This window comes from Burkholderia pulmonis (genome assembly GCF_984667975.1).
Window position 1 is genome coordinate 3039788 of record NZ_OZ480187.1, and the last position, 13402, is coordinate 3053189.

Annotated in this window: 8 protein-coding genes; 1 reads left to right on the forward strand and 7 read right to left on the reverse strand. The window is 65.7% G+C overall.

Going from position 1 to position 13402, the window contains the following annotated elements; all coding sequences use genetic code 11:
* The first annotated feature begins 145 nt into the window (after positions 1-145).
* A complete protein-coding gene (locus tag AC5LXK_RS30435; RefSeq protein WP_493392349.1) occupies positions 146-2779 on the forward strand; it encodes a fimbria/pilus outer membrane usher protein in 2634 nt (877 codons plus the stop codon).
* Positions 2780-2909: 130 nt separating this feature from the next.
* Here the strand turns inward: AC5LXK_RS30435 and AC5LXK_RS30440 are convergent, their stop codons facing one another.
* The 7 genes from AC5LXK_RS30440 to AC5LXK_RS30470 all read right to left on the reverse strand — a co-directional run bounded on the left by AC5LXK_RS30440 (position 2910) and on the right by AC5LXK_RS30470 (position 13334).
* On the reverse strand, positions 2910-5894 hold the full coding sequence (locus AC5LXK_RS30440) for an ATP-binding protein (protein WP_493392350.1): 2985 nt from the start codon (positions 5892-5894) through the stop codon (positions 2910-2912).
* Between the two features lie 58 nt (positions 5895-5952).
* Complete coding sequence (locus AC5LXK_RS30445; RefSeq protein ID WP_493392351.1) at positions 5953-6612, reverse strand: response regulator; 660 nt, start codon at positions 6610-6612, stop codon at positions 5953-5955.
* Between the two features lie 303 nt (positions 6613-6915).
* Positions 6916-7101 (reverse strand): hypothetical protein, encoded by a 186-nt coding sequence (locus AC5LXK_RS30450; protein WP_493394101.1) that lies wholly within the window; start codon positions 7099-7101, stop codon positions 6916-6918.
* A gap of 86 nt (positions 7102-7187) precedes the next feature.
* Positions 7188-10277 carry an ATP-binding protein gene (locus AC5LXK_RS30455; RefSeq protein ID WP_493392352.1) on the reverse strand — a complete coding sequence of 1030 codons (3090 nt, stop codon included), beginning with the start codon at positions 10275-10277 and terminating at the stop codon, positions 7188-7190.
* Positions 10278-10666: 389 nt separating this feature from the next.
* Positions 10667-11683, reverse strand: coding sequence for a hypothetical protein (locus tag AC5LXK_RS30460; RefSeq protein ID WP_493392353.1), 1017 nt, complete (start codon positions 11681-11683; stop codon positions 10667-10669).
* Positions 11684-11797: 114 nt separating this feature from the next.
* The gene (locus AC5LXK_RS30465; RefSeq protein ID WP_493392354.1) at positions 11798-12625 is read right to left on the reverse strand and encodes a hypothetical protein; all 828 of its coding nucleotides are present in this window, start codon (positions 12623-12625) and stop codon (positions 11798-11800) included.
* 121 nt (positions 12626-12746) lie between these two features.
* Positions 12747-13334 carry a tetratricopeptide repeat protein gene (locus AC5LXK_RS30470; protein WP_493392355.1) on the reverse strand — a complete coding sequence of 196 codons (588 nt, stop codon included), beginning with the start codon at positions 13332-13334 and terminating at the stop codon, positions 12747-12749.
* Between the last annotated feature and the right edge of the window lie 68 nt (positions 13335-13402).

Below are 13402 nucleotides of genomic sequence, written 5' to 3' on the forward strand. Positions count from 1 at the left end.
CGCCACGCCCCGTCGGCGTGGCACCGCACTCACCTCGCTCACATTGAGACCGCACAGATCTGACCCGTGACTGGCGTGCGGCGACTTAAACGACATCGCCGCTTTCCCCGGCCGATCTCATAAATGAATTAAGGAGTCCGGGCTAATGAACTCGCCGATTCGGCATCCTCGCCTGGATGCGCCCAACCCGCCACGGCTCAGCCCGATGTATGCGCTGGTACTGTCGAGCCTCGCCGCGTGGTCTACCAACGCTCGCGCGGACACTGCCGATTCAGCGCCGGCGCTGCCGGAATCATTCCAGATCGCGCAAACCGAATTCGCACAGGTTCAGTTCGATCCCGGCTTCCTGAACAACGGCACCCACCAGCCGATCGACATCTCGCGCTTCGAGCGCGGCAACTTCACGCAACCGGGCACCTACAGCGTCGATCTCGTCGTCGGCCAGAACTGGATCGGCCGCTACGACGTCACGTTCAAGGCCGCGTCCGGCACGCCCGAAGCACAGCCGTGCTTCGACGAAGCGACACTGCGCCGAATCGGCATCGACTTCACGAAGTTACCTGCGGAAACGGTCGCCGCGATCGCCGTCAAAGGCGAGTGCCGACGTATCGGCCAGATCGTGCCGGAAGCCAGTGCGTCGTTCGACTTCAGCGAGCAGCGCCTGACGCTCAGCATCCCGCAGGCGTCGCTCGTGCGCACGGCACGCGGCTATGTGAGCCCCGACCAGTGGGATTCGGGGGTCCCCGTCGCGATGGTCGGCTACCAGGCGAACGTCTATCGGTCGAAGGCCAAGGGTGCCACCGCCGATACGCAAGCCTTTGTCGGCATCAACGGCGGCTTCAACCTCGGCAACTGGCATTTCCGGCACAACGGTTCGTATTCGTGGTCACCGCGTGGCGGCAGCCAGTATCAGGCCGCCAACACCTACGTCAAGCGTGACCTCCCGTCGCTGGAGGCCCAACTCACGCTCGGCGACGCCACGACGACGGGCGACGTGTTCGATTCGTCCCAGTTCCGCGGCGTACGTCTCGCGACCGACGATCGCATGTTGCCCGACTCGCTGCGCGGCTATGCGCCGGTCGTGCGTGGCCTCGCCAACACCAACGCGAAGGTCACGATTCGCCAGAACGGCGTAACGCTCTACGAAACCACCGTTTCGCCTGGGCCGTTCGAGATCAACGATCTTTATCCGACCGGGTACGGCGGGGACCTGCAGGTGACCGTTACCGAGGCGGACGGATCGACGCATTCGTTCGCGGTGCCGTACGCGGCAGTGCCGATGTCGCTGCGCCCCGGTATCCAGCGCTACAGCTTCGTCGCGGGCACGCTGCGCAATCAGCAGGATTCCAGCAATCCGCTGTTTGCACAGGTGACCTACCAGCGCGGCCTGTCCAACCTGCTGACCGGATACGGCGGCATCACCGTCGCTGCCGGCTATGCGGCCGCGATGATCGGGGGCGCATTCAATACGCGCGTCGGCGCATTTGGCCTCGACGTCACGCAGGCCAGCACATCGATCCCGGGCGTGAAGCGCTTCAACGGATCGAGCGTGCGCGTCAGCTATGCGAAGTCGGTCGAGCCGACCGGCACGGACATCTCGATCGCCGCCTACCGCTATTCGACGAACGGCTATTTCAACCTCAACGACGCGATGAGCACGCGCGACGCGGTTCGCAATGGCTATTCAGTCGATACGGTCTGGCGTCAGCGCAATCGCGCCACGCTCACGCTCAACCAGCGCCTTGGCGAGAAAGCCGGCCGGCTGAACATCAGCGCGCTCGCCGCCAACTACTGGAATCGCCCCGGCTCCGACGTCAGCTATTCGGTCGGCTACAGCAACTCGTTCCGCAACCTCTCGTACAGCCTGTCCGCGTCACGTCAGCGCAACTCCGGCGGCGAAATGAGCACGCTGTACTACGCCAGCGTAACGATCCCGCTAGGCAAGACGCGCCCGGCATCGCTTACTGCGAACGTGTCGCAGGACACGCGAGGCCGCACCCAGGTGCAGTCGATGCTGTCCGGTTCGCTCGGTACGGACAACAACCTGTCGTATGGCGTTTCCACCGACTATTCGAGCGGCCGGGGCAACACCACCGCCGGCGGCAATGCGAACATGACGTATCGCGGTCGCTATGCGGAGCTGGGCGTCGCCGCAGGTGGCAGTTCGGATTACCAGCAGGGCTCGCTCTCGCTGCGCGGCGGGGTGGTCGCACACCCGGGCGGCGTCACGCTGTCCCAGCCGCTGTCCGACACGTTCGGGATCGTGGAGGCGAAGGGCGCCGAAGGTGCGCGCGTCACCAACGCGTCGGGCGTGAAGATCGACGGCCGCGGCTATGCAATCGTGCCGTATCTCACGCCGTACAACCTGAACACGGTCGAGATCGATCCGATCGGCACCTCGATGGATGTCGAGCTGAAGGAAACCAGCCAGCAGATCGCACCGCGCGACGGCGCGGTACCGTTCCTCAAGTTCAGCACCAGCACCGGGCGCTCGGCCGTGATTCAGGCACGCAAGTCGGACGGCACACCGCTGCCGTTCGGTGCCGCAGTCACCGACGAAACCGGCAAGGAGTTGGGCGTTGTCGGACAAGCCAGCAGGATTTTCGCGCGCGGCTTGAACGACAAGGGCGAACTCACCGTCAAGTGGGGCGACAACAACAGCTCGCTGTGCCGCATCAGCTATGACCTGCCGGTCAAGACAAGCGTACGCAAGAACGCGTCGTTCCAGCTTGTCACCGGCGTGTGCCAAACCGGGAAATCCGTGCTCGGTTCGAAGTAATGTCCTCAAGCGGGGCGATCATCCGGCCGTCGATACCGTCGGCTGCGTGATCGCCCCGCTCGCTTCGCGTTAGCGCTCGACACATTCCCGTCGCTCTTCCATCACCCCGCAATTACGCGGCATGTGCGAGTCAGGCCGTTTCCGACAGCCGCACCAACGCCGCGTCAATTTCGGCTCGGCATTCCGGCCAATCGGCTGCCAATGCATCGATACCGCCCACGGCCAGGCGCTGTTCGGCCCGCGCACACGCATCGCTCACCGTCGCATCCCCTGCCAGCGCGAAACCGCCACGCATTGAGTGAAGTTCAATCCGGATCGCATCCACGTCGCGCGCTGCCAATGCATCGCGCATGACGTCGAGCGACTGCAGCGTCGCCTCGCGCAATCGTTGACGAATCTCGTCTGTCAGCGCCGGCGAAGGTCGCGCGCCGAGCCTGCGATCCACGGCCTCGGGCTTGCGCACCGCATGCCGCCGCAGCACGGCATCGAGCGCATCGATCGACAGCGGCTTCAGCACAACCTCCACCGCCCCTGCCTGCGTGCAACGCCGATAATCGTCGTCCGTCGCGTGCGCCGTCATCGCAATCACCGGCACGGTCGCACCTTGCTCCCGCAGGAAATTCGCAAGCGCAAAGCCATCGAGCTCCGGCATGCCGAGATCGGTCAGCACGAGGTCGAACGGCTGTCCGAAATACTCACGCATTGCCTCCTTGCCGTTCGTCACGATCGTTGCATCGTGGCCCAGCACGGCGAACTGGTCACGCAGCAGCGCGCGACTGGCCGGGTGGTCCTCGGCGACCAGCACGCGTAACGTCGGGATGTCCTCTTCATCCGGCGCGGTTGCCGATGCGGCATCATCCCCGGCATGACTGGCTCGCCACCCGGCAGGCGCTTCCGGCAACGGCAACACGGCGACGAACGTCGATCCCTCGCCTGGGCGGCTCGCGACCGTCAGTTCACCGCGCATCGCCTCCGCGATCCGGCGGCACAGCGGCAATCCGAGCCCGGTGCCGCCGAAGCGCCGAAAGATCGACGGATCAGCCTGGATGTACACATCGAACAGCGTCGGCAACGCGTCCGCGGGAATGCCCACGCCCGTATCGCGCACCGCGATCTCGATGCGTCGCGTGCCCGCGCGGTCCCCCGCCAGCCGTGCGTCGATCACGATGCCGCCCTGTTCGGTGAACTTGATCGCATTGCTGACGAGGTTCGATACGATCTGGCGCAGCCGGGTCGGGTCGCCGACATACCCGTCGGCCAGATCCGGTGCGACGCGGCAGTCGAGCGTCAGGTGCTTCGCATCCGCGAGCGGCCGGAAGATCGCGACGACGTCGTGCAACACGTCGCGCACATCGAACGGCAGTTGCTCGAGCATCATCTGGTTCGACTCGGCCTTCGATAGGTCGAGTACATCGTTGATCATGCGCAGCAGCACATCCGACGACGACATGATGGTCTTCAGGCGCCGCGCTTCCGAAGGCGGCAGCGTCGCGCGCTCCATCAGCTCGAGATTGCCGATGATTGCGTTCAGCGGCGTGCGGATTTCGTGGCTCATCGTCGCGAGGAACGTCGATTTCGCGCGATTCGCGTCGTCGGCCGCTTCGCGGGCGTCGCGCAGCTTGTCCTCGGCTTCCTTGCGTGCGGTGACGTCGGTCAGCGTGCACAACAGAACGTCAACACCGCGGTAGCGGGTGCGCAGCACGTTCGCCGCGAGATACGTCGTACCTTGCCCGGCCAGCTCGACCGCCAGTTCCTGCGTCACCATACGTGCACCTGGCGCGCGTTCACCGAAAGCCAGCCAGATCCGCTTGCCGATCGGCTGCCCGGCCACTGCTTCGTCGTATGCGCGCATCGTATCGTTGCGCACCATCGTCTCGCCGTCCTTGACCGACAGCAGCATGAGCCCGGCAGGCGCCGCGCGGATCAGCGTCCGGTTGAGCGCCTCGCTCTCGATCAGCCGGATCGCACGACGATTCGCGGGACGCAGCGCGCGCCGGTCGAAGGTCACGATGGCGACCCACAGCAACACGATGGCGATCAGCGCCAGACCGAGCGTGGCGCCCACGCCGAGCCACGTGGCCTGCACGATGCTGCGCCACGAGAAGGTCGTCACCATGGCGAGGCTGGAGCCGGGCAGCCGAGTGCCGATGACGAAGCGCGCTCCGACCCGGCTCATGACCACGTGCTCGCCGGACAGCCCGCGCTCATCGTTCGGCCACTGCTCGAGCGCGACCTGATAGCGCAGCCTTCCGATCACGATGTTCCCGCGTGCATCGATGATCGCCGTATCCTCGTCGCTCGACTGCGGCGCCATGATGTCGGCGGCATCGAACGGGCCATTGATGACGAGCCACCCGAACGGCCGGCCGTCCCAATCGTCCAGGCGCCGCGCGAACCGCAGGACTTCACGCCCGACGATGGGATCGAACCGGCGGTCGAGCATGAAGACGCCGTTCTGCAATCCGGATTTCTGCTTCTGTGCGCCCGTCGGCATCAACGCGGCAAGCAACGACGGCAGGTCACTGCCCGCCTGGAGCGCGCGAGCGACGAGCGATTGCCCCAGCACGGCGAGAAAGCGTCCATCCAGGCCGATCAGGTAGGCGCCAGAAGGTTCGTCGCCGGCGACCCGCATCGGCGGCGGCCCGACCGGATCGAGCCAGCCGATCGCCGCCGCGAGATAGCGCGCGTATGACCGGGCCGGACGATCCGACGTCACGTCGGCCAGCGCGAGCACTTGCTCCGCGCCGTTGGCGTTGCGCCGGAGCAGCCGGCCGCGCCCTTCGTCGAACTTCCGGAGCATGTCCGGCGTCACCGCCTCGCCGCGGCTCCAGGCTCGTTCGATCCGCTTGCCGTAGGCCTCCAGCATCGCATCCGTCGCATACGTGCTGGCGTAGAACTGCGCCTCACGCTGAAGAAACGTCGATCGCGCCTGCGCCAGATAGTCATGCACGTCGAGCCGCACGACCAGCGCCGCGCACACCAGAATGAACAGCGTGATCGCCGTGCCGCCGCCGTACAGCAGCCACTGCTGCTGGCGCCGGACTCGGCCCGGGTCGAACGGCCGGCGCGCCGCGTCGGCCGCCTGCGCGATGAGCGTTTTCAGTGTGGAAGGCATGGATCGTCCGCGTGGCTCATATCGGCGGCGCATCGATGCGCGGCGCCGCGCCCGCCCGCTATTCGGTGCCTCCCGATTCCACGGGAAGGTGCCCTTCGCTCGCGTAGCGAATCAGGTCCACGTCGCGCAGGATGCCCAGCTTCTTCATCGCGCTGGATTTTTGCGAACTGATCGTCTGCTTGCTGCGATGCAGCTGGGTCGCGATCTCGCCAACCGTATAGCCCGCGCAATAGAGCCGCACGACTTCGATCTCGCGGTTCGTCAGCGGCCGCGTGCTCGGCGTGATATCGCTGTTTTCGAGCAGCTGCTTGATGAACGGCGACAGGTAGTTCGCGCCGACGAACGCGGCATGCACCGCGCCGACCAGATGCGAAATCGCATCCGACTTGCTCAGGATGCAGCTCACGCCCTGCTTCTGGATTGCACGCAACACGCTCGGGTTGTCGAGCATCGTGATCGTCACGAGGTGAAGCGCGGGGAAACGGCGCTGCAGAAACGAGATCAGCGAGAGGCCGTCGCCGAACTTGCCGCCCGGCATCACGTAATCGACGACGAGGACGTCGCTCTGCTGCTCGTCGAGCATGGCCACCAGGTCGGTCGAATTCGACACGGTGCCCAGCAGCTTGATCGTGCTGCTTCCCGAGAGCGCCTGCGACATCCCGAGCGCGGACGACGGATGATCATCCGCCACGATCACACGCACAAAAAATTCATCCATGACTTCAATTCTCCCCGATACGCGCGGCGTGGCATCTCATATCCGGACTGAATGACAATCGGGCTACCCTCGACACGGACAGGCGACCGTGCCGATCAAGCCGGATCGTATTCGTCACATTCTAAGATAACTGCCGGAACCGGCGTCATACCGGCTATGCGACACCGCAACATACCGTGCGCGTTGACGTATTCGCGACGGCCGGAGCCGTCGCGGGATTGTCGGGTAGAACGGCGCGCGCCATCCGCGCCGTCGCGGACGCAAACGGCCGGACTGAATGCCCGGCGCACCGGCCTCGATGCCCTACCGCTTGGCGATCGTCCCGTCGTGTTCGTCCGCCGTCCGTTGCCACTCGATGAGCGCGCGCCGCTTCTGCGACGGCGACATCATCATGAACTCGTTCAGCATCGTCAAAAAGTCCCGCTTGGACTTCTCCGGCAGCATCGCAAATCCCAGCAACAGCCCGAACACCTTCCCCATATAGCGCACGGCCCTCTCCTTTCTTCTTCAGTCGTGATCGCGACACATCGGAGCGATGCGCCGCGTCTGCCTTCTTTGTTCTTTACGTATAGCGGTCATCGCGCGCCTGCGGCACGCTGCGCCCCGGTGGATCGCCCGGCCGTCCCCCTCGACGCATTGCGACGTTGCACCTCGGCGGCAGTCGAATCGGGTCCCCGCCGTCGTGCAATGCGGGCGAGTGCGCGACGCAGGTCAGCCAGCATCACCGGCTTGGTCAACACGCACTCGACATTCGCCGCCACGTAACGACGTGCTTCGTCGGGCGCCAGATGCGATGCGACGACGATCACGTCACACTGCGGCGTGCGCTCGTGCACGATTTCCGCCAGTGCACTCGCTCGCATGTCGGGCAAATCCGCACCCAGCAGCAGGACGTCCCATCTGCCACGCGCAAGCATGTCGAGCGCATCGCCCGCGCGTGCCGCGCCGCCGACCACGCACCCCAGTGCGTCGAGCTGCTCGCTGAAGATCGACCCGTTGACGGCCGCATCGTCAGCCACCAGCACGCGCAACGCGCGCGGCCCCGGCGTGGACGCCGGTACGTCGACCGTACGAAGCCCCGCTCCGTGCCGGCCGTGGGACACGCGGCCCGCCGCACCAGCCTGCGTCATCGCCGCGCGCAGCCCGCTCAGCGCGTAACTCGATACGCGGATCGTGCAGCCCGCGACATCGGGCTGCAACGGACCGTCCGGCGTGGCCAGCACGATTGGCGTCCGCCCGACGAGACTGTCGAGTTCGTCGCGCCGCCACCGGTCGGAATCGCCGAACAGCACGATCGCATGCGCACGCGCGAGGCACCCGGCGGCGATACCGATCGGACTTGCATGCATCGCGACGTCGAAACCCCACGCACGCAGATGCGGGAATGCGTACGCCCGCCACGCATCGTCCGGCGACACGACGACCAGCGTGCGCCCGACGAATGCATCGGACGCAGTTTCCGCAGCGATGCCGATCCCCAACGGCAAACGCACCGCAAAGCAACTGCCGACACCCGGCGTGCTGTCCACCGCGATCGTGCCGCCCATCGCGACAACGAGCCGGTCGCACAGCGCCAGGCCGAGCCCCGTGCCGCCGTAGCGCCGCGTGATCGACGCATCGACCTGCGAGAACGGCTTGAACAGTCTCGCCTGCTGCGCCACGTCGATCCCGATGCCGGTATCCTCGATGGCAATCGCAAGCGTCGCCGTGCCATCTGCATTCCGGGTCACGGACACGCGTGCCATGACATACCCGTCGCCCGTGAACTTGATCGCGTTGCCCAGCAAGTTCGCCAGCACCTGTGCAAGCCGGGTCGGATCGCCACACATCCGCTGCGCGCCGCTCGCATCGATATCGACGAACAGCGACAGCCCTTTCGCTTTCGCAACGGGTGCGAACGCGGCGAGCTCGCGCTCGATCACCGCGATCACGTCGAACTCGATCGACTCGACCGACATCGCGCCGGCTTCGATCTTCGAGAAATCGAGGATGTCGCTGACGATCGCGAGCAAGCCCTCGGCCGACGCGCGCACGGTCTGCACGCGGCTCTGCTGGGATGAATCCAGCGCAGTGCGTCCAAGCAGTTCGAGATTGCCGAGGATCACGTTCAACGGTGTACGGATTTCGTGGCTTGTCGCGGCGAGAAACGACGACTTCGCCGCATTCGCCGATTCGGCCGCGCGCACGGCTTCCTCGAGCGTGTGCACGAGCCGGTGCCTGGCGCTCACGTCGGCGATCGCGGCAATCAGCACGTCCTCGCCCTGGTAACGCGCGCTGCGCGCGGTGACTTCGAGATGCACCGGCGGGGCAACACCGTCGTCGAGCACGAGATCGCTCTGCATCGTTCCGCCCGCGCCGCCGCTCGCGACGAACGCGTCGTACTTCGCCAGCACCTGCCCGGACAGCGCATGCTCACCGCCGTCGTGCGACGGAACCATCTGCGTGAGCGTATCGCTCGCCAGCATCACGCGACGATCGGACAGCGACACGAGACCGATGCCGACGGGCGCCATCCCGATCACGCTGCGGCACAGCGCCTCGCTGTCGAACACGCGCGCCGAGCGCCCGTAAACGGGCACAAGCACGCGCCGATAGAACCGCACGAGCAGCAGCCACATCACCGCGATCGCCAGCAGCGACGTCGCGACGATTGCGCCGGCCTGCACGCCGATCGCGGCGGCGACGTCGGCCCAGGGCAACACATAGGCGATCGTCCAGCCGGTCGCGCCGAGCAGGCTGCGGAACACGATCGTGCCGTCGCGGAACATCGTCTCGCCGGCCGCGCCTTCCCCATGTGCAACGTCCAGCTCGAGCAGGCGCGCATCGAGCGCCTGCGTGCGCTCGACCCCGGGATCGAGCGTGATGAGCCGGTTGTCCGCCGTCGTGATGAAGAACACACCTGCCGTGCGACGATCCTGCAGCCACGACAGCAGGTATTCGGGCGCATATTCCGTCACCAGCACCGCGAACGGCTGGCCGTCGGCACGCGCCTCGGCGGCAACCCGGATGCGGGTCTGGCCGGTGACCGGATTGACGTAGGGCGACAGCCACTGCAAGTGCGGCAGGCCATCCGCACCGAGCGGCGGCACGTCGGCGAAATCGATGCGCAATGCGTCCAGCACGCGCGCACGCGCGTCGGTCGAGGCAAGCGCCGGATTGTCGCGCGACAGGTGCGGCACGAGGCCGAACAGCCCCGTACGCGTGCTGTAGTGGTATCCCTCTAATGTGCGCCCGCGATTGATCGAACTCGCCGCGCAGATGCGCGACAGCAGGAACGACAGCGCGATATAGCGCGCGACCTCGTCGCGCTGCGCCGTTTGCCCCGGCACGCCGACCACGAGCGACGGATAGGGCTTGATCGCGATCTGCTGGCCGTGATCGAAGAAATCGTTCACCACATCGGCAGGCGCCGCACCGAGTTCACGCCAGATCAGCTGCGTGTTCGTGACGCCGTTGCGGAACGACGTCTCGCTCACCTGGAGCTCGTCGACGGTTTCCTCGACGCCATTCAGGAAATTGCGCCGCTCGCCGTCCAGATGGCCGTATACGATCGACGCGATCCCGAGCCCGCAGGCGATCAGGATCAGGATCGTCACGACGATGGCGCCGCCGAACATCGAAATGCTCTGATAGCGGCGAATGGACTGAAGCGTGCTGTACGGCATGGCCTGGCGCGACGGCGCGTCGGGCTCGGCAGTCGGGCGAATGCCCGGCCCGAACGGACGTCACGATGGAAATGAAAGGGATGGAGGTGTCCCGATCATGCCAAACGACACGAGGGAAATCAGTCACGCCAAGCCGTTTTAGTACACGTCTGACTTGTTTGATTAATGCTTTTGAACTTGACTGATTCTTTGATGCGGATTTGCGGGGTGATCGTGTCCGACCCGTAGCGGAAAGAGGCCGCGTACGCGTAAACGAAACACCGCCGGCAAGCCGGCGGTAAAAGATGCGCCCACGGAGGACGTGGCGCACCTGAGGCACTCGATTCAACGCGCGCGGGTCATGCACGCATGAACGACCCGCGCGATGCAACGACGCCGCACGCGCCCGCTCAGTTCTGCGTGAGCGGATTCAGCGTCGTGCACAGGAAGCCCGTGCAGTTCTTCGGCGTGAAATAGTACGACGCCATCACCGGCGACGAAACGCCGAGCGCGATATCGCTCAGATACGCGGCGCCCTGTGCGCCGAACGTATTCGACTGCTGGACGAAGCTCGCGCCGGTCGACTGGATCGTGGCCGACTGGTACGTGAAGGTCGGCGACTGCGTCTGGTCCTTCACGTAGACCCACGAGATCGTCGAACCGAACAGCATCCCGCCCTTCGCGCGATAGCCCTTCGCGCCTTCGCTGTTGGCCTGCGCAATGAAATCGCTGACGGTCGTCGTCGGCACCAGCGCATCGTACGTATAGGTCGCGTTCGACGCGTTGTTCTTCATGTACACGTTCGCCTGCGTGGCCCCGACCGCCATCGGGCCGAGGAACCAGTAGCCCGACTGGCCCTGGCCGTTCGCCTGCGTGAGGAACGCGTTCGTGTCGGCCGGCAGGCCCGTCGTCGTGTACGTATACGTGGCCGACGAGCCGCCATCCTTGCGATACAGCTCGCCGAACGTGAGCGGCCCTTCGTAGCGGTAGCCGCTCGCGCCCTGCGCGTTCGCCTGGCTGACGAAGGACGGCATGTCGGCCGCGGCCGTCTGCAGCTGATACGTGTAGGTCTGAGCTGTGCCGTCGTTCACGAAGATCGATTGCGAACCGCCGTTGCCCGCGTTGTAGAAGTAGTCGCCGAGATAGCGGTAGCCCTTCGCGCCTTCGTTGTTGACCAGCGTCAGGAAGCTCGCCTTGTCGGCCGCGACCGGCTGCGCCTCGTAGCGCCACGTCAGCGTGCTGCCGCCCGAGCCGCCCGAGCCACCCGACCCGCCGCTACCGCCGCTTCCCGTCCCGCCCGAGCCCGTGCCGCCGCTGCCACCGTTGTTGCTCGTGCCCGAGCCACCGGCGGGCGAGGAATTGTCGTCGCCGCCGCCGCAAGCGGTCAGCGCCAGACAGGTCAATGCGATCAATGCAACGGCTTTCATCGGGATCACCTCAATGCAAAAAGGACGAACGAAGCCGGTACGCGCGGCTCACGCCGCGCGCACGGACAGTCACGACTCAGGAATCGGCCGGCGGCGCTCCGCCGGCCGGGAACGTCAGTTGACCTGGAGCTGGCCACCGCGGCCGAGGCCGCCCTTGACGTCCTGCGCCTTGTAGCTGCGCAGTGCAACGACCATCTTGTTGTACGCGTCGATGAACGCGACGACCGTCGCCTTGCCTTCCGGCGTCGACGAGAAGCCGGCCAGCGCACCGCCCACGCCGCCGCCGAAACCGCCCAGCGCCGCGCCGTAGTTGGTCGCCGTCGAGCTGCCTTCCGACGCCGCGATCTGCACGGCCGAACGCACGTCGAACAGCGTCAGCGTCACGACCGACGCCTTCGTCTGCAGGTGGCCGGCCACCGCCGCCACCGCGCTGTTGCCGATCAGCCCGCCGATCATGCTGCCGATGCCGCCGATCGGCGAATCGTTGATGACGATCTGCGGTTCCATGTAGTAGTCGGCCGCGACACGCTGGCCCTTCTGCTGCTTCGAGCCCGCGCGGTATTCGCCCGAGTTGCGCTGCAGCTGCGTGATGCGCGACAGGCGCGCGTCGCTCTTCTGGTTGCCGATCGACGTGATCACGAAGCAGTTCGACTGCTGCACCGCCAGGCGCAGCAGCGGGTCGATGGTCGTCATCTTGGTCGCGCTTCCGAACGGGCCCCACCAGTCGGCGTTGCGGCCGTCGTCGACGGCGATCGTGCCGAGCGGCGACGTACAGCGCTGCAGCCCCGAATCGGCGCCGGCGCTCGTGCCGCCCGCCGCGGCGCCCGTCACGCCGGCGTTCTGGCCGCCGGGCGTCACCATGCCGCCGCAGCCTGCGACGGACGCGCAAAGCGCTGCAACCAGCGCACCTTGAGTGAGACGATGGGAAAGGTTGGTCTTCATGTCGTTGTCGATCGATTAGAGTCGTTGTTCGGCTTATGTGTTCGTGCGAACTTCGATAAGCCCCCCGGCGTGGCGCGCGATGGTGGTCTCCCCGCTGCTGCCCCCGTTGCTTTATGCCCGGTCAGTAGTACCAGTACGTCTGCTGCCAGACGCCGTAGTACGGATAGCCCGAGTACCAGTAGCCGTAATAGACGTCACGCCATTGCGTGCGCCATTTCCAGTCTTCCTCGTCTTCTTTCTTGGCCTTGCGCGCGAGATCGAGCAGCTTTTTCGATTCCTTGTCGCCGCGGCCCGCCGCGATCGACAGCCACTTCTCCGCTTCGCGCGCGTCGGAGCCCATTTCCTCGAGGCCGAACAGGTAGAAACTGCCGAGCGCCTTCTGCGCCTGGAGGTCGCCGCGTTCGGCGGCCTCGCGCATCCACTTGAGTGCCTGGTAGCTGTCCTGACGCACGCCGTCGCCGCGGAAATAGCGCAGCCCGAGGTCGTAGGCGGCCTTCGGCTGGGTCTTTGCAGTCTGCTTCAGCGCGGCGATGCGCGGATCTTCCCGGTCTTCCGTTTCGTCCCTTTTTTGATAGGACACCTGATCTTTGGGACGGTCGGAACAACCTGTGTCGTCGCAGATCCGCACCGTGTTGCTGGTGACGGACGGATCCTGCGCGCACGCGGCCAATAGCAACAGCAGCCCCGGTGCGAGTAAACGGCGATACATTGGTACTTTCCTCAAGTTTTATTGGCGCCGCAATTCTTCGAGCTATCCCACCCCGTGAGCTCGTAGCC